General features: G+C 70.3%; 16 protein-coding genes and 1 riboswitch. Of the genes, 8 read left to right on the top strand and 8 right to left on the bottom strand.

The genetic code is table 11. The annotated features are described in order from the left end of the window. Window positions 1-70 precede the first annotated feature (70 nt). Window positions 71-3,202, top strand: a complete 3,132-nt coding sequence (gene ileS, locus VF106_RS33180; RefSeq protein WP_330843864.1) for an isoleucine--tRNA ligase — start codon at window positions 71-73, stop codon at window positions 3,200-3,202. Here the strand turns inward: ileS and VF106_RS33175 are convergent. Both VF106_RS33175 and VF106_RS33170 read right to left on the bottom strand, forming a co-directional pair. Next, entirely contained in the window at window positions 3,186-3,830 is a 645-nt protein-coding gene (locus VF106_RS33175; protein ID WP_330843863.1) for a TetR/AcrR family transcriptional regulator, read from the bottom strand. The genes ileS and VF106_RS33175 overlap by 17 nt on opposite strands. Before the next feature lie 109 nt (window positions 3,831-3,939). Then, entirely contained in the window at window positions 3,940-4,200 is a 261-nt protein-coding gene (locus tag VF106_RS33170; protein ID WP_330843862.1) for a DUF167 domain-containing protein, read from the bottom strand. 138 nt (window positions 4,201-4,338) lie between these two features. Here VF106_RS33170 and VF106_RS33165 point away from each other — a divergent pair, with 138 nt between their 5' ends. After that, a complete protein-coding gene (locus VF106_RS33165) occupies window positions 4,339-5,826 on the top strand; it encodes a potassium/proton antiporter (RefSeq protein WP_330843861.1) in 1,488 nt (495 codons plus the stop codon). On the opposite strand, the gene VF106_RS33160 is transcribed toward VF106_RS33165, so the two are convergent. The 4 genes from VF106_RS33160 to VF106_RS33145 form a co-directional block, all read right to left on the bottom strand. Continuing rightward, entirely contained in the window at window positions 5,823-7,046 is a 1,224-nt protein-coding gene (locus tag VF106_RS33160) for an alpha/beta hydrolase family protein (RefSeq protein WP_330843860.1), read from the bottom strand. The genes VF106_RS33165 and VF106_RS33160 overlap by 4 nt on opposite strands. A 68-nt stretch (window positions 7,047-7,114) precedes the next feature. Then, window positions 7,115-7,762, bottom strand: a complete 648-nt coding sequence (locus VF106_RS33155) for a response regulator (protein ID WP_330843859.1) — start codon at window positions 7,760-7,762, stop codon at window positions 7,115-7,117. Then, complete coding sequence (locus VF106_RS33150) at window positions 7,759-9,132, bottom strand: sensor histidine kinase (protein WP_330843858.1); 1,374 nt, start codon at window positions 9,130-9,132, stop codon at window positions 7,759-7,761. Before VF106_RS33150 ends, VF106_RS33155 begins: the two co-directional genes overlap by 4 nt. A 10-nt stretch (window positions 9,133-9,142) precedes the next feature. Then, complete coding sequence (locus VF106_RS33145; RefSeq protein WP_330843857.1) at window positions 9,143-9,526, bottom strand: MerR family transcriptional regulator; 384 nt, start codon at window positions 9,524-9,526, stop codon at window positions 9,143-9,145. Window positions 9,527-9,576: 50 nt separating this feature from the next. On the opposite strand from VF106_RS33145, the gene VF106_RS33140 reads away from it, so the two are divergent. Beyond that, the gene (locus VF106_RS33140) at window positions 9,577-10,377 is read left to right on the top strand and encodes an MBL fold metallo-hydrolase (protein ID WP_330843856.1); all 801 of its coding nucleotides are present in this window, start codon (window positions 9,577-9,579) and stop codon (window positions 10,375-10,377) included. 10 nt (window positions 10,378-10,387) lie between these two features. Here VF106_RS33140 and VF106_RS33135 read toward each other — a convergent pair whose 3' ends face one another. Both VF106_RS33135 and sthA read right to left on the bottom strand, forming a co-directional pair. After that, window positions 10,388-11,686, bottom strand: coding sequence for a hypothetical protein (locus VF106_RS33135; RefSeq protein WP_330843855.1), 1,299 nt, complete (start codon window positions 11,684-11,686; stop codon window positions 10,388-10,390). A 21-nt stretch (window positions 11,687-11,707) separates the two neighbouring features. Further along, window positions 11,708-13,111, bottom strand: a complete 1,404-nt coding sequence (gene sthA, locus VF106_RS33130; protein ID WP_330843854.1) for a Si-specific NAD(P)(+) transhydrogenase — start codon at window positions 13,109-13,111, stop codon at window positions 11,708-11,710. 70 nt (window positions 13,112-13,181) lie between these two features. Then, window positions 13,182-13,297: riboswitch (SAM riboswitch) on the top strand. 40 nt (window positions 13,298-13,337) lie between these two features. Here sthA and VF106_RS33125 point away from each other — a divergent pair. From VF106_RS33125 to VF106_RS33105, 5 genes are all read left to right on the top strand, one after another. Next, window positions 13,338-14,699, top strand: a complete 1,362-nt coding sequence (locus tag VF106_RS33125; protein WP_330843853.1) for an aminotransferase class V-fold PLP-dependent enzyme — start codon at window positions 13,338-13,340, stop codon at window positions 14,697-14,699. A gap of 4 nt (window positions 14,700-14,703) precedes the next feature. Then, complete coding sequence (gene lspA, locus VF106_RS33120) at window positions 14,704-15,261, top strand: signal peptidase II (protein ID WP_330843852.1); 558 nt, start codon at window positions 14,704-14,706, stop codon at window positions 15,259-15,261. Beyond that, the gene (locus tag VF106_RS33115) at window positions 15,258-16,187 is read left to right on the top strand and encodes an RluA family pseudouridine synthase (protein ID WP_330843851.1); all 930 of its coding nucleotides are present in this window, start codon (window positions 15,258-15,260) and stop codon (window positions 16,185-16,187) included. The genes lspA and VF106_RS33115 overlap by 4 nt, the downstream gene beginning before the upstream one ends. Window positions 16,188-16,273: 86 nt before the next feature. Next, window positions 16,274-16,576, top strand: a complete 303-nt coding sequence (locus VF106_RS33110; RefSeq protein WP_330843850.1) for a hypothetical protein — start codon at window positions 16,274-16,276, stop codon at window positions 16,574-16,576. Between the two features lie 56 nt (window positions 16,577-16,632). Further along, on the top strand, window positions 16,633-17,535 hold the full coding sequence (locus VF106_RS33105; RefSeq protein WP_330843849.1) for a hypothetical protein: 903 nt from the start codon (window positions 16,633-16,635) through the stop codon (window positions 17,533-17,535). Window positions 17,536-17,659 lie beyond the last annotated feature (124 nt).

The raw sequence follows: 17,659 nt of genomic DNA, 5'->3' as shown, positions 1-17,659 counted from the left end.
GGTGGTACCGCGGCGAGAGTCGTCCCTGTGATCTCGACAAGCTCGACCACCGATCACAGGAGCGAACCCCATGGCCTACCCCCAGGTCTCCCACACCGGCGACCCCGACCAGCCGGCCGGTGTCCCGTCGAGCCCGTCGTTCCCGCAGATCGAGGAGGCGGTCCTGGCCTACTGGGCCGACGACGACACCTTCCAGGCGAGCATCGAGCAGCGGGACGCGGGGGAGAACGGCGACAACGAGTTCGTCTTCTACGACGGCCCGCCGTTCGCCAACGGCCTGCCGCACTACGGCCACCTGCTGACCGGCTACGTCAAGGACGTCGTGCCGCGCTACCAGACGATGCGCGGCAAGCACGTCGAGCGCCGGTTCGGCTGGGACTGCCACGGCCTGCCGGCCGAGTTCGAGGCCGAGCAGCAGCTGGGGATCAAGACCAAGGACGAGATCGAGGCGATGGGCGTCGCCGAGTTCAACGACGCCTGCCGCACCTCGGTGCTCCAGTACACCGACCAGTGGCGCGACTACGTGACCCGCCAGGCCCGCTGGGTCGACTTCGACAACGACTACAAGACGCTCGATCTCGACTTCATGGAAAGCGTCATGTGGGCGTTCAAGTCCTTGTGGGACAAGGGCTTGATCTACGAAGGCCACCGGGTCCTCTGGTACTGCTGGCGCTGCGAGACGCCGCTGTCCAACACCGAGACCAAGATGGACGACGTCTACCTCGACCGGCAGGACCCGGCCGTGACGGTCGGCCTGCGGCTCGAGACCGGCGAGCTGGCCCTCATCTGGACCACGACCCCGTGGACGCTGCCGTCGAACCTCGCGATGGCCGTCAACCCCGAGGTCGACTACGTCACCGTCGAGGCGAACGGCGAGAAGTACCTGCTGGCGGAGGCCCGGGTCGCCGCGTACGCGCGCGAGCTGGGGGAGGACCCGCCGGTCGTGGCCCGCTACAAGGGCAGTGACCTCCTCGGCCGCAAGTACGCGCCGCCGTTCGACTTCTTCGCAGGCGCCGAGAACGCGCACCAGATCCTGTCCGCCGACTACGTCACCACCGAGGACGGCACGGGCATCGTGCACATCGCCCCCGCCTACGGTGAAGAGGACAAGGTCGTCACCGACGCCGCCGGCATCGCGCCGGTCACGCCGGTCGACGCGCACGGCCAGTTCGACGCCTCCGTGCCCCCGTACGAGGGCATGCACGTGCTCAACGAGGCCAACGGCCAGATCATCAAGGACCTCAAGGCGGCCGGGAAGCTGCTGCGGCACGAGACCTACGACCACGCCTACCCGCACTGCTGGCGCTGCGGCAACCCGCTGATCCAGCGCGCGGTGACGTCCTGGTTCGTCGCGGTGACCAAGTTCCGCGACCGGATGGTCGAGCTGAACCAGCAGATCAACTGGGTGCCGGGGCACGTGCGCGACGGCCAGTTCGGCAAGTGGCTGGAGAACGCCCGCGACTGGTCGATCTCCCGCAACCGGTTCTGGGGCTCACCGATCCCGGTGTGGAAGTCGGACGACCCTCAGTACCCGCGTGTCGACGTCTACGGCTCGCTCGACGACATCGAGCGCGACTTCGGCGTGCGTCCGACCGACCTGCACCGGCCGTTCATCGACGAGCTGACCCGGCCCAACCCGGACGACCCGACCGGGAAGTCGACCATGCGCCGGACCTCCGAGGTGCTGGACTGCTGGTTCGAGTCGGGCTCCATGCCGTACGCGCAGGTGCACTACCCGTTCGAGAACCGCGAGTGGTTCGAGCACCACTACCCGGGCGACTTCATCGTCGAGTACAACGGCCAGACCCGCGGCTGGTTCTACACCATGCACGTGCTGGCCACGGCGCTGTTCGACCGCCCGGCGTTCCGCAACTGCGTTGCGCACGGGATCGTGCTGGGCGACGACGGGCAGAAGATGTCCAAGTCGCGCAAGAACTACCCGGACGTCAACGAGGTGTTCTCGCGTGACGGCTCGGACGCCATGCGCTGGTTCCTGATGGCGTCGCCGATCCTGCGGGGCGGTGACCTGGTGGTGACCGAGCGCGGCATCCGCGATGCCGTGCGCCAGGCCGTGCTGCCGCTGTGGAACACGTGGTACTTCCTGGCGCTGTACGCGAACGCGGAGGGCGTCGAGGGCACGTGGCGGACGGACTCGCCGCACGTGCTCGACCGGTACGTGCTGGCCAAGACGCAGGAACTGGTCGTCGACACCCGTGCCGCCCTGGACGTGTACGACCTGTCCGGGGCGTGCGCGGGGGTGCGGGAGTACCTGGAGGCGCTGACCAACTGGTACGTGCGCCGTTCGCGGGACCGGTTCTGGGACGGTGACAAGGACGCGATCGACACGCTGCACACCGTGCTGGAGGTCGTGTCGCGGGTCGTGGCACCGCTGCTGCCGTTGACCGCGGAGGCGGTGTGGCGCGGGCTGACCGGCTCACGGTCGGTCCATTTGGCAGACTGGCCGGCCGACTCGCTGCTGCCGGCCGATCCCGCACTGGTGACCGCGATGGACCGGGTCAGGCAGGTGTGCTCGGCCGCGCTGGCGCTGCGCAAGTCGAACAAGCTGCGGGTCCGGTTGCCGCTGGCGTCGCTGGTGGTGGCGGCCCCGGACGCGGACTCGCTGGCGTCGTTCACCGACCTCATCGCGGACGAGGTGAACGTCAAGCAGGTCACGCTGACCACGGATGTCGCCGCGCACGGTCACTTCGAGCTGGTCGTGAACGCACGGGCCTGCGGCCCTCGGCTGGGTGCCGACACGCAGAAGGTGATCCGCGCGGTGAAGGCCGGCGAGTGGACGATGTCGGGCGACACCGTCGTGGCGGCGGGTATCGAGCTGCTGCCGGGCGAGTACCAGCGCAGGCTCGTCGCGACCGACACCGGCGCGGCCGCCGAGCTGCCCGCGTCGTCGGGCCTGGTGGTGCTGGACACGACGACCACGCCGGAGCTGGAGGCCGAGGGCGTCGCCCGCGACCTGGTCCGCGTGGTGCAACAGGCCCGCCGCGAGGCGAACCTGGACGTGGCCGACCGCATCACCGTGACCATCCAGGCCCCGGACACGGTGGTGGCCGCCGTACGGCCGCACGAGGCGTTCCTGGCCGGCGAAACCCTCGCGAACGAGGTGATCTACGGCCCGGCGGAAGGCTTCACCGGCACGGTCGGCGACGGCGTCGACGTGACGGTGGCGGTCACGAAGGTTTCGTGACGGCACCGAGCAGCAGCGGCGCCACCTGCATGATGAGGTCGTTCGGCGCCAGCCGCTGGGGCTCCATATAGGACTGGGCGGTGCCGCCCTCGCTCATCGCCCACAGCCAGCGCGCCAGGTCCTCGGCCGGAACGGTCAACTCCAGATCCATCCGGCCGAGGACCTCGGTGAGGCTTTCGGCGAAGATCGTCCGCACCCGGCCACGGGCCGCCGCGAAGGTCGCCGCGGCCGACGGGTTCCGGACGGCGTGGAGGGCGAACTCGGTGTTGATGAGGTACCAGCGCCGGTCGTGGGGGACGGCCGCCAGTATCTGCCGCACCACCGTCTCGAGGTCGTGGGGCACCGGCTGGCCGGACGGCGAGGCGCGTTTGGCCAGCGCGCCCAGGATCGTCTCCGACTGGCGGTGGTAGAGCGCGATGAACAGCTCGGTCTTCGAGGAGTAGTTGCTGTAGAACGCGCCCCGGCTGAAGCCGGCCCGTTCGCAGATCTCCTCCACCGAGGTGCCCTGGAAGCCGCGCTCCGCGAACGCGTCGAGCGCGGCGTCGAGCAGACGCGTCTGGGTCTGCCTGCGTTTACGAGAAAGCGGGCGCTCGGCAGACGTCTCGGTCGGCTCGGCTGACTGCCCCATGCTCAAAGGATACACCCCTGTATCGGATACAGCTATGTATTTTTTGATTGAGTGCCGGCGCTACTTACAAAGACGTCCGCGCAGCCGTTTTGGTTGCCGCGATAGGAAATCAGGGCGAGCTGAGCAACTCCTGGAGGCGTGCGGCCGCCTCGGGCACCTCGACGATCTTGTCCCGACCACGCTCGCCGGTCACGATCGTGACGTCCTGCTTGCGGACCCCGAAGGCCTTCGCGAGCGCCTTGCGGACGGCCTCGTTCGCCTTGCCCTCGATGGCGGGCGCCGTCACCGCGACGACCAACGCGCCACCGTGGCTGCCTCCGACCGCCTCTCGCTTGGCACCGGGCTTGACCCGTACCCCGAACCGTGTCACCAACACCCCCTGGCCTCCGGCCCCCGGTTCCATCGTCCCACGGGGTACCGACACTTCCGGTGGTCGGCGGGCGGTCGTCCACACACGATAGGTTCGGTCTCCGGGATTTCCGAGAGATCACGAGGACGGGAGGAAGGTGTGGCCCAGGAGCTTGCGGTGGTGCTCGGGGCCGTCGCCGCGGTCCTGATCGTCTCGGTGGTCGCGGTGCGGGTGTCGGTGCGCCTCGGCTTCCCGTCGCTGCTGCTCTACCTCGCGATCGGTGTCCTGCTCGGTGAGTCCGGGTTCGGCATCGAGTTCGAGAACGCCCAGCTCACCGAGTCCCTCGGCCTCGCGGCGCTCGTGCTGATCCTCACCGAGGGTGGGCTCACCACCCGCTGGACGGAGGTCAGGAAGTCGCTGTGGCCCGGCGTCGTGCTGTCCACTGTGGCCGTTGCGGTGAGCATCGTGGTGACCGGGGCCGTCCTGCACCTGATCTTCGACTTCGACTGGCGCATCGCGTTCCTGTGGGGCGCGGTGCTCGCCTCGACGGACGCGGCCGCCGTGTTCAGCGTGCTGCGCAACGTCTCCGTGAGCCGCCGGCTCGTCGGCGCCCTGGAGCTCGAGTCCGGCATGAACGACGCGGCCGCCTACCTCGTCGTCGTGCTCCTGGCCTCCGGCAGCGCGGCCACCTGGCTCGACCCGTTCATCGCGGTCTACGAACTGGTCGTCGGCGCGCTCATCGGGCTCACCTTCGGGTGGTTCGGCGTGTACGCCCTGCGCCGCTCCGCTCTGCCGGCCACCGGCCTCTATCCACTCGCGACAGTCGCGGTGTCCGTGCTCGCGTTCTCGGCAGGCTCGTTCGCGCACGCGTCCGGGCTCCTCGCCGCCTACGTCGCCTCGCTCGTGCTCGGCAACTCGAAACTGCCGCACCGCAACGACACCCTGTCGTTCGCCGAGGGGCTCGGCTGGCTGTCGCAGATCGGCCTGTTCGTTCTGCTTGGCCTGTTCATGTCGCCGAACCGGTTGCTGGACGCGGTGGTGCCCGGCCTGGTCGCCGGCATCGTCGTGACGTTCCTGGCCCGGCCCATCTCCGTCGCCGTGTCCCTGACGCCGTTCCGCATGCCGTGGCGCGAGCAGGCGTTCCTGTCGTGGGCCGGCCTGCGCGGCGCGGTCCCGATCGTGCTGGCGATGATCCCGATCACCGAGGGCGTGCCGGACGCCGAGCAGCTCGTCGACGCGGTGTTCGTGTTGGTCATCGTGCTGACGATCGTGCAGGGCAGTACGCTGCCGCTCTTCGCGAAGGTCCTCGGCCTGGCGAAACCCGGCGGGGCCCGCGAGATCTCCGTCGACGCGGCCCCGCTGGACGAGCTGGGCGCGGTGCTGTTGACGTTCACCGTGCCCGCCGGCTCCCGCATGCACGGCGTGTACCTGCGGGAGCTGCGCCTGCCGGCCGGCGCCACGATCAGCCTGCTGGTCCGCGACGGCGTTGGCCACACCCCCGCGCCAACGACCCGCATGCAGGAGAAGGACCAGCTGCTCGTCGTCGCGACCGAGCAGGCCCGCTCCGAGACCGAGCAACGCATCCGCGCGGTCGACCGAGCGGGCCGCTTCGCCCGCTGGCGCGGCGAGACCGGCGCCGAGGACTAAGGCACGATCTCAACCTCCGGGTACGCGGGCCGGTCGAACACGGTCGTCGGTCGGCCACGCAGGTGCAGGTCGAAGAACGCGGCGAGGTACTTCCGTTGCGCGGCAAGGCCGCGCCGTGGGTCGATGGTGCCGATCGCCGCCGTGAAGTCGCCTTCGAGCTGGGGCAGCATCACCTGAGCGTCGGTGAAGCTCGCATGTTCGGCCGTCGGCAGGTACACGTCGCGTCGCCACCCGGTGGACGCCGCCCAGAACGACGCCCAGTCGGAGCTGTGCGCGTGGTTGTGCGGTGCCCCGCTGGTGAGTCCGCCGCCCATCAGCAGGAACGGCCGCGTGACACCGACCGTCGCGGCCTGCCCGGCGCGCGGGTCCATACTGCCGTCCATGTTCACCCCGGCGTCAATCTGTGACATGGCCTCGCTCCGCTCGGCGTTCGCGGGCCTGTTCCCGGCGTCTTCCCTCCTGCGCGCGGAGATCCCTGGGCTCGTACCTCGCACAGGGATCTCCGTGCTCGTCAGTCCAGACGCCGGCGGCCCGCTCAGGTGCTCGGTGACCATGGCCTCTGCGGTGGTGAACCCGCCCATCGAGTGGCCGAACATCCCGACCCGCGTGAGGTCCAACCACGGGTACGCGGCCAGCTCGTCGAGCACGAAACTGGTGTCCCGCACGCGTTCCCGCATGACCTGCGCCGCGTCAACGCCCCGCTGTGGCGGCTCGTACCGGTCGGGGAACTGGACTGGGCTCACCGGGGTGTGGTCGATGCCGACGACGGCGTACCCGCGGCTTGCGAGGTCCTCGACCAGCGTGGTGCCGAGGAACCGGGAGTTGCCGCCGCCCGGCGAGTACAGGACGACCGGCCGACGGCCCGGCAGCGGCGTGGCATCGGTCCGGGAATGTGTGAGCGTGCCGCCGAAGTCCGCCGTGCCGGGCGGTACGCCCGCGTTCTGGTCGTAGAACGCGGCCACCGCCGGCGGGAACTGTGTGGCGCGCTCGCCGTTCCGCGCCGACGGGTACCAGACCGACACCATCAGCTCCCTCGGCCGGCCCGTCCACGGGTCGGTCCGGTGCTCGTCGACCAGGTGTAGCTCGGTGGTGCCCACCGGGAACGGGCCGCTCGGGCCCGGCAGCGTGAGCGAAACGGGTTCGCTCGCGGTCGCGGGCACCAGCCCCACGGCCAGCGCCGCGACGGCCAAACCGGCGGCGATCATCGGTTTCTTCCTCATGCGGCCAGCCTCGTCACGGCCGGGCCAGCGCTCATCTGTCGTGCGGAAACGGCCGTACTGGCCGAAAGTCATACGAGCCCGGCCTCGTACGCGATGATCGCCGCCTGGACCCGGTTCGCCACGGCGAGGCGCCGCAGAATGGAGGTGACGAACACCTTCACGGTGCCCTCCACGACGTGCAGCCGGCGCGCGATCTCCGCGTTGGGCAGCCCGGCGCCGACCAGCGCGAGCACCTCCCGCTCGCGCGGCGTCAGCTCGTCGACGAGCCGGCGCGCCCTCGCCGCACTCGCCAGCCTGTCACCGCTGACCTGCTGGATCACCCGGTGCGCGACCGTCGGCGACAGGAACGCCGCGCCTTCGGCGACCGCGCGGATGCCGGCGAACAGGTCACGCGGGTCACCGGTCTTGAGCAGGAAACCGCGGGCCCCGCCGCCGAGCGCGGCCGCGATGTGCTCGGCGGCGGAGAACGTGGTCAGGATCAGCACACCGGTGGCCGGCACAGTGCGGGTGATCTCCGCGGCGGCGGCGAGCCCGTCGAGCACGGGCATCATGATGTCGAGCAGCGCCACGTCGGGCCGGTGCGCGGCGGCCAGCTCGACGGCTGCGCGGCCGTTCTCCGCTTCCGCGACGACCTCGAACTCCGGGTCGGCGGCGAGAACCGCACGGATCCCGGCTCTGGTGAGCGGCTCGTCATCGGCGAGCAGTACCCGGATCACCGTGGGACCGTCTCCTTGACCGCGAGCCGGCCGTCGACGAAGCAGAGCCGGTAGAACAGGCGGTCCTCGGTCTGGACTTCTGCCCAGTACTGCCGGCAGTCGGCGCCGGGTGGTGGCGCGGGCAGTGTTCGCTCGGGGTCGCCGAGGATCTGGAAGCGGGGCAATACCTGCTCGACGTCCTCCTGTGGCTGTCCGATGTGGAGTGTCTGGTACACGGCGGGGTCGAGCCGGTTGCCCAGCCCGGCGACGAAGTACAACCCGGCGCCGAGCACCACCGTGACACCGGCGGCCAGTGCCGGGACCCGGACCAGCCGCCAGACCCGCGACGGCGCGCGGCCGGTGGCCGGCGGGTCGTGGGGGACCGTCGCGGTGAGCACGAACCGGCCGTCGTCGGCGCCGGCCTCCAGGCGTCCCACCACGTCCCGCAGGCCGGCGAGCCCGGAGCCGTTGCCACGACTCGATTCCCCGCCGGACAACGGGTTCTCGACGGTCACGGTCGTGTGTTCGCCGGCGGTTTCCACGCGGACGGTCACCGGCGTGCCCGGCGCGTGTCTGGCGGCGTTGGTGAGCCCTTCGCGCACCACGCGGAGCACCGTCCGCGCGACCCGCGCCGGCGCTTCCCCTGCCAGCTCCACGCGCTGTCCGGCGGCCCGCGCGTGCTCGACGAGGCCGGCGAGGTCGGTCTCCGGCTCGCCGAGCAGCCGGACGATCTCGTGCAGGCGCTCGGTGGCGGTCGCGACCCCGGCACGCAGCTCGCCCACCCGCGCCCTGGCGTCCTCGTCGAGTGCCGGCGACACCTCCAACGCGGCGGCCCGCAACGCGATGAGCCCCCACTCGTGGCCGAGCGAGTCGTGCATCTCCCGCGCGATGCGCGTGCGTTCCAGCAACGCGGCTCGCTCGATACCGGCGGCGACCATCTCGGCGCCCTGCCCGCGGTAACGCCCGGCAAGCCACGGCAGGACCGCGACCACGAGCAGGACGAGCGCGGAGAGGAACCAGTCATAGAGCCCGAAGATCAGCCCGAACCCGCCACGCGCCACCACGTCGGCCAGCACTCCGGCGAGGAGCCCGGCGGCCAGCGTCCCGCCGAAGGCGGCCAACGCCGGCCGCACCGGCACGCGCCGCCCGGCCAGGTAGGCGACGACCGCGCACGCCACGTACGGCCACACCCGCACCGGGTTGGTCGCTGTGGGCGCCAGCACCAGCGCGGGCACCAGCACCCCGGCGACCGCGAGCGCCACGACGAGGACCGGGAACCGCGAGAAGCCCGCGAACGCCAACCCGACCGCCACGAGGCTGATCACCAGCTCGACCCACCGCCCGGCGTCCTCCGCGCACAGCGGCACCGCGACGAGCAGGAACGGAAGCACGCCGGCCATCCTAAGTAGACCGGGCGAACATCTGCTTGAAGTCCGGGCACTCCACGAGCAGGGTGTGCGTGCACGTGGCCGCATGGCGCAACCCGTCGCGCATGCGGGTGAGCCGGTCGATGTCCTCCTCCAGCTTCCGTGCCTTGTCGGCCATTCCCGCGCGTAGCTCGCTGTCGTCTGGGGTGGCGAGCAGGAACCGCGCGATCTCGGCGACCGTGAACCCGGCGCCACGGGCACAGGTGATCAGCGCCAGACGGTCGAGCACGTCGGGCTGGTAGGTGCGGCGCAGCCCGTTGCGCCCCGCGGGCGCGATCAGGCCCCGCTTCTCGTAGAACCGCAGCGCCGACGGCGCCAACCCGGAACGCTCGGCCACCTCGGCGATGTCCAGCAGCACCGCGACAACTCCTTGACTTGAACCACGCTTCAAGTCAGAGACTAGCCCGCATGAAGATCCACCACCTCAACTGCGGCTCCGTCCGGCAGATCGAGGCCACCTACGACGGCCCAGCACCCGCACCCGCGGTCAACCACTGCCTGCTGATCGAGACCGACTCGGACGGCCTGGTCCTCGTCGAGACCGGCCTCGGCCTGGCCGACGTTCGCAACCCCTCGGAGACCCTCGGCGCCGACTGGGTGCGGATGGCGCAACCGGCCCTCGACGAGGAGGAAACGGCGATCCGCCAGGTCGCCGGTCTCGGCCACGCACCCGACGACGTCCGCCACGTGATCGTGACCCACCTCGACGTCGACCACTGCGGCGGTCTACCCGACTTCCCACAGGCGGAGGTGCACCTCCTGGCCGCCGAACTCGACGCGGCGATCGTCGAAGCGCCCAGCTTCCGCTACCGCCCAGCCCACTGGGCACACCAGCCCAACTGGCGGCCCTACCCGGTCGAGCCGAACCAGGAGTGGTTCGGCTTCACCGCCGTCCAGCCGAAAGGCCTCCCGCAGGAGATCCAGCTGATCCCTCTCGGCGGCCACACCGCGGGCCACACGGGCGTGGCCGTACACGACGGCACCCGCTGGCTCCTGCACTGCGGCGACGCCTACTACTACCACCGGGAACTCGACGAGCGGCCCGAACCCCACCCCGTGCTCGACATCGTGCAACAAGGCTCCGAGGTCCACCACGACCTCCGCCTCGGCACACAGGCCCGCCTCCGCGAACTCGTCCGCACCCACGGCGACGAGGTCACGGTCTTCAGCGCACACGACCCGTGGGAACTGTCGAGCTTTGACGTCTAGCGCCTGGGCGCTACTCCGTCGCGAGCAGTTCGTTGGCGAGGTGCTCCGGCAGGGCCGGGTTGCTCGCGGCGGCCGTGACGACCTCGTCGTCGTTGTCCTCCAGCAACTTCAGCACGGCGTCCAGCGGCAGGGCCGGGTTGGCGGCCGCCTTGCGTCGTACCGCGGGGTTCGAGTCGGTGGTCAGGAGGAGCGCGGTGCGTGGCGCCAGGCGCGGGTTGAGCGCCGCGAAGATCCGCAGCTGCGAGTCGGCCGACGTGGCGAACGGGTCCGCGTGCAGTGCCGGGTGTTTGGCCAGCGCCCACTTCGCCTTCCCGAGCTCGGGAATGAGCGCGGCGAGCATCTCGCCCGGCACCGTCTTGTTCTGTCGGGCGAGGGCCAGTCGGACGCGGAAGTCCTCGTCCGTGGCGAGGCGGTCGATCGCGTCCTGCGGGAGGTCCGTCGAGTGCGCGACGGCGCGCCGGAAGTAGACGAACGGCGAGTCGACGTGCCGCAGCCGCTCCGCCAACGACGCCCGAGCCTGGAGCAGCCACGAGGCCAGGTGGTACCGCTGCGCCTTGACCGTCGACTCGACACGCGCGCGGACGTCGTCCGGCAGGGCCGGATGCAGCATCACGTCCTCGCGGACGAACCAGACCGGGTCCTCGGCCAGCCTCAGCAACAACGGCAGCGGCGTGACGGGGTTGCGTGCCACTCTCCGGCGCACGGTCGGGTCCGGGTCCTCGGCGAGCGCGGGCGTCGGCGTGGCCCACAGCGCCGCGGCCGCTCTGGTCGTCGCGTCGGCGAGAAGCGCGTCGAGGAGGTCGGGAGGCGGGGGCGTCATCGCCGTGGCGTGGTAGCGCACATCAGGGTGCGGATCGGCCAATAGCAGGCGCAGCACGGGCTCGGACGGCTTGTTCAACGCGACCGCCGCCCGCACTGATTTCGCGGCGTCACGGGCGAGGACGTGCACGATGTGTTCCGGAGGCTTGTGCCTGGCGACCCTGGCCCGCACCTCCTCGTCCTCGTCGTGCGCGAGCCGCCACAGCACGTCCTCCGGCACCGGGGCGGCGGCCAGTTCGTGCCGGACCTGCTGCTCCGGATCACCGGCGAGGCGCGCCGCCGCGTGTCCCGCGATGGCGAGTGCCTTCCTGACCCGCACATCCGGGTGCACGGCGAGGACCTCGACCGCTTCCGGCGTGAGGTCCTCGCGTTCGGCGAGCGCCCGCGCCGTCCAGGCGTCGGCGGTATGCAGCAGCGGACGGACGACGTCGAAGGGCAGGCCGGCATTGGCGGCGAGTCCGCGCCGGATCGCGAGTGAACGTTCCCCCACGAACGGAAACCCTATACAGCGTCAGTCCGTCAGCATGCTTATCTGCCGCATCTTGTTCGTCGCGTCCAGGGCGGCCACCTTGTACGACTCCGCCAGTGTCGGGTAGTTGAAGACCGTGTCGACCAGGTAGTCGATCGTGCCGCCGCAGCCCATCACCGCCTGTCCGATGTGGACCAGCTCGGTCGCGTTGGTGCCGAACACGTGCACGCCGAGCAGCGACCGGTCCTCAGGGGACACCAGCAGTTTCAGCACCCCGTACGAGTCGCCGATGATCTGGCCGCGAGCCAGCTCCCGGTAGCGGGACACGCCGACCTCGAACGGGACCCGTTGCTCGGTCAGCTCGTCCTCGGTGCGGCCGATGTAGCTGATCTCCGGGATCGTGTAGATGCCGATGGGCTGCAGCGCGTGCATCTCGTGCACCGGCTCGCCGCACGCGTGGTGCGCCGCCAGCCGGCCCTGTTCCATCGACGTGGCCGCGAGCGCCGGAAAACCGATCACGTCGCCGACCGCGTAGATGTGCTCCACCGACGTGCGGAACGACGAGTCGACCGTGATCCGCCCGCGCTTGTCCGCGGTCAGCCCGGCGGCCTCGAGGTTCAGGTTGTCGGTCATGCCCTGGCGGCCCGCCGAGTACATCACCGTGTCCGCGGGGATCTTCTTGCCGCTCGCCAGGGTCGTGACCGTGCCGCGGGCGTACCGCTCCACCGCGGTCACCGTCTCACCGAACCGGAACGTCACCGCGAGGTCCCGCAGCTGGTACTTGAGCGCCTCCACCACCTCGGTGTCGCAGAAGTCCAGCATCCGCATCCGCTGCTCGATCACGGTCACCTTGGTGCCGAGCGCGGCGAACATCGACGCGTACTCGATGCCGATCACGCCGGCACCGACCACGATCATGGTCCGCGGGATCTTCTCCAGGCCGAGGATGCTGTCCGAGTCGATGATCGTCTGCTCGTCGAAGTCCACGGTGTCCGGCCGGGCCGGCCGGGTGCCGGTCGCGATCACGATCTTGTCGGCCGTGACCTTGCGTTCCTGCCCGCTGCCGTCGGACACCTGCACGGTGTGCGGGTCGAGGAACTTGCCCATGCCCGGCAGCAGCGCGACCCCGTTGCGGGACAGCTGGCTGCGGATCACGTCCACCTCGCGGCCGACCACGTGCGACGTGCGCGCGGTCAGGTCCCCGATCGTGATGTCCTCCTTGACCCGGTAGCTCTGCCCGTACAGGTCGCGTTGGGACATGCCGGTCAGGTACAGCACCGCCTCGCGCAGCGTCTTCGACGGGATCGTGCCGGTCTGGATGCACACACCGCCGATCATGTTGCGCCGCTCGATCAACGCGACCGACGCGCCCAGCTTCGCGGCCGCGATCGCCGCCTTCTGCCCACCCGGTCCGGAGCCCAACACCAGAAGGTCGTAGTCCGCCATGGCGTCAGTCTGGCAAGCGTCACATCCGTTGGACAGTTTTCCGTCCGATCAGCTACCTTTTCTTCACGAAGGTCACGAGTGCCAGCGCGAAGCCCCGGCTTGCTGGCCGGCAACCCTCCGACCGCGGTGGGGTGCCCCGGGTGAGGACCAGGCCTCCCGCGACGCGCGGGCTGGCAAGCGCGGACCCTCATGAGCACGGGGTCCCCGACCCAGGAGACGCCCTGTCATGACGCTCGCGATCCCCCACGCCCGCGTGTCCAACACTCCCGACCCGCGTGTCCAACACACTGGACCCGCGAGTTCGACAAAACGGCCCCTGCCGTCGGTGGCCGGCAGCCGGCTCACCGTGCCGCTGGTCGACGGCCGTCGCGTCCAGTACGCCAACCTCGACCACGCCGCCAGCGCCCCATGTCTGGACGAGGTCCAGGACGCCGTGAACGAGCTGCTGCCCTGGTACGCGAGCGTGCACCGCGGCGCCGGGTTCGCCTCACAGGTCTCCACGAAGATCTACGAGCAGGCCAGGACCGTGGTCCGCGAGTTCGTCGGCGCCCGCCGCACCGACGAGGTGATCTTCACCCGCAACACGACCGACGCGCTGAACCTGCTGGCCAGGGCCCTGCCCGCGAACACGTCGGTGATCGTGTTCGACACCGACCACCACGCGGCGCTGCTGCCGTGGCGCGGCCCGAACGTGCACCGCGTCACCCCGACCGCGCAGGTCGAGCGCGACCTCGACGAGGCACTCGCGAAGACGCCGGTGGGTCCGCGGCTCGTCGTCGTGACCGGCGCCGCGAACGTCACCGGTGAGCTGTGGCCGGTCGCCCGCCTCGCCGCCGTCGCTCGCCGGCACGGCGCCCGCGTCGTCCTCGACGCCGCACAGCTCGCCCCGCACCGCCCGGTCGACGTGCGGGAGCTCGACGTCGACTACGTCGTGCTGTCCGGGCACAAGCTGTACGCCCCGTTCGGGGCCGGTGCGCTGGTCGGCCGCGCGGACTGGCTGCGGGCGGCCTACCCGTACCTCGTCGGCGGCGGCGCGACCCGGCAGGTCACCGAGCGCGCCGTGTCATGGCACCTCGGTCCGGAGCGGCACGAGGCGGGCTCGCCGAACGTGGTCGGCGCACACGCCCTCGCGGTGGCCTGCCAGACGCTCGGCCAGCACTGGGACACGATCATCGCGCACGAGGAGGCGCTGCTCGACCGGCTGCGCGCCGGCCTCGCGGGCATCCCCGGCGTGCGGCAGCTGTCGATCTTCTCCGACGACGCGCCACGCGTCGGTGTCGTCAGCTTCACCGTCGAGGGCCACGACCCCGGCCTGGTCGCCGCCTACCTGTCCGCGGAGCACGGCATCGGCGTGCGGGACGGCGCGTTCTGCGCGCACATCGCGGTGCACCGGCTCACCGGCGGGCGTGCGCTGCGGGCGAGCCTCGGTCTCGGGAGCACGGCGGAACACGTGGACCGGCTGCTCACCGCGCTGCGTGACCTGGTCATCCACGGCACGGACGTGCGGTACGAACTGGTCGACGGCAGGTTCGCCCCGGTCGACGATCCTCGGCCGCTGCCACCGTTCCTGACCGCTCGTGGACAATGAGTGAGTGAGCGACGAGCCCAGTACCGAGATCGAGCGACCGCCGACGGAGATATTGCCGCCCCGGCGGGCGTGGCTCGTGCTGATCGTCGCCCCCATCGTGCTGGTCGCCGACCTGGTCACCAAGCAGCTGACGCTGTCCGCGCTGGAGGGTGAGGCGCCGGTCCGCGTGCTCGGCGGCCTGTTCTACCTGCAGATCGTGCGCAACCCGGGCGCCGCGTTCGGCATGGCCACCGGCATGACGTGGGTGCTCACACTCATCGCGCTCGCCGTCGTCATCGGCATCATCTGGGTGATGCCCAAGCTGCGGTCCACCGGCTGGGCCATCGGTCTCTCACTGGTGCTCGCCGGCGCGATCGGCAACCTGCTCGACCGGTTCTTCCGCGCCCCCGGCGCGATGCACGGCCACGTCGTGGACTTCCTGTCGCCGTTCGCCCCCAACGGCGAGGTGTTCCCGGTGTTCAACGTGGCCGACTCGGCAATCGTCTGCGGTGGCGCGCTGATCGTGCTGATGGCGCTGCTGGGTCGCGACTACGACGGCAGGCGAACGGCGGAGAAGAAGTGACTGAGCGAACCCTGCCCGTGCCCGACGGGCTCGACGGCATGCGTGTGGACGCCGGCCTGTCCAAGCTGCTGGGCCTGTCCCGCACCGCGGTCGCGGCACTGGCCGAGTCCGGTGACGTGAGCCTCGACGGCCGCCCGGCCGGTAAGTCCGACAAGCTCACCGCGGGCGCGTGGCTGGAGGTCACGCTGCCCGACCCGGACCGCCCGCTGGACGAGGTACCTGCCATCGAGGTCCCGGGCCTGGCGGTGATCTACGAGGACGACGACGTCGTGGTCGTGGACAAGCCGGTCGGCGTCGCGGCACACCCGAGCCCGGGCTGGACGGGCCCAACGGTGATCGGCGGCCTGGCGGCGGCCGGCGTACGCGTGTCGACCTCCGGCGCGGCCGAACGACAGGGCGTCGTGCACCGGCTCGACGTCGGCACCACGGGCGTCATGGTGGTCGCGAAGAGCGAACACGCGTACACGGTGCTCAAGCGCGCGTTCAAGGAACGGACGGTCGAGAAGGGCTACCACGCGCTGGTGCAGGGCCACCCCGACCCGTCGGCCGGCACCATCGACGCCCCCATCGACCGGCATCCCAAGCACGACTACAAGTTCGCGGTCGTCGCGAGCGGCCGGCCGAGCGTCACGCACTACGAGACGCTCGAAGCGTTCCGCGCCGCGTCACTCGTCGACATCCGGCTGGAAACCGGCCGCACACACCAGATCCGCGTCCATTTCGCCGCGCTGCGCCACCCATGCGTCGGCGACCTCACCTACGGCGCTGATCCCGTGCTCGCCAAGCGCCTCGGCATGACCCGCCAGTGGCTCCACGCCCGCCGCCTCGGCTTCGACCACCCCGCCGACGGCCGCTGGGTCGAGTTCACGAGCAACTACCCCGCCGACCTGCAGTCAGCACTGGACAAGCTGGTCGCCGAGAGCTGACGCGATTCGCCCACGAGGGATCAGCGCGTTCGGCTACCTTGGTTCGGCAACGGTAAGCGCACGTATGCAAACCGGGGGTAACTGCCGTGCCTGACCCGACGCCGCACGACGGCTTCGCACTCCATCTCGCTGAAGCGGAGATGGCAGCGACACAGTCCCTGCCGGCCGCCGCGGCCATGCTCCGTGAGCAGGTCGGTCCGCTGATCTCACTGGTCGACTTCGAGGGGGCCAACGTCTACAGCGCGTCCGACCGCGCGATGAAGGCCTTCGGGCTCTACAAGGAGACGGTGGGGCGGCGGCAGAAGGACATCGCGCGAGTCGTCGAGGAGACCGCCGAGGCGCTGCGGGACATCGTCAACGTGTACAAGCGCGTCGACGGGCAGGTCTGACATGGGTCTCCGAACCCGGTAAGAGCGACGACCAGGTGACCCACGCGATCACGGACATGAAGGACGCCCTGAACGCGATGATGGACGCGGCGGGCTATACCGGCGGACGCGGCGCGGAGATCGACCGCCTGGTGCAGGACGACCTCAACGTCTCGCTGTCGCTCGACCCGAACAAGATCGAGGAAGAGTGGGACCGACTCCGCACAGCCGCCTTCGAGATCGGCGAGGACGCCGAGGTGATCGTGAAGGTGAACGAGGCGGAGCATATGCTCAACGGTTGGCATGGTGCGGCCGCGAACGCCTTCCGGGATCAGCTGGGTCGGATCCGAACCTTCGTCACGGTGAGCCAGTACCAGGCGACGCTGAACGCTCTGCACGGACTCGGTTCGCTGTACGCGTTGGCGTACCACATGCGGCAGAACTACTACGACCTGGCAGTCGCCGTGCGCAGCTGGGCAAACCAGGAGATCGACCAGCAGCAGGTCCGGGACAACAAGCTCAAATTGGCGATCGGCAAGGAACTCCTGCTCGCTCTCATGGCAATGAATCCGGCCACGGCTGTGCCAGCCGGCCTCGTGTTCTTCGTGGAAGGCATTACGGCGGCCAGTGATCAATCGATCGAGGGAACGGGCGTTGACACGGTCATCGACGCCTATCGCGACCGGAGCATCGGCCTGCGCGAGACCTTCCAAAGCAGCCTCAACCAGCTCACGTCGAAGATACGCGGCGACTGGACGCACTCCGTGGAGAACGAGTCAGATCTCAAGGTGATGGAACCATTGCCGCCTGTCACAGACGTGAGCAGCCCTGATTTCAGATACGAGGCGTTCGCCACGGAGGAGTACCCGCCCGGCGGGCCGTTCGCCCAGCAGGTGGAACCGGAGCGCAAGCGCTACGCCCAGGAGGAAGCGGAGCAGGAGAGCGAGATCAACAAACGGCTCAAGGGGAAGGACCAGTGAGGGCGCGGATCTGGTGCGCCCTCGCGGCGTGCCTCGTCGCGGCTGGGTGCACCTCGGACCCGCCAGACGTCGGCGGCTCCACCAGCACCATGCCGTCAGCGACGCGAAGCACTCCACCGACCAC

This window comes from Actinophytocola sp. (assembly GCF_036378875.1).
Classification (GTDB): Bacteria; Actinomycetota; Actinomycetes; order Mycobacteriales; family Pseudonocardiaceae; genus Actinophytocola.
Note: the sequence above shows the minus strand (reverse complement) of the source record. Positions and strands in the feature narration are given on the sequence as shown.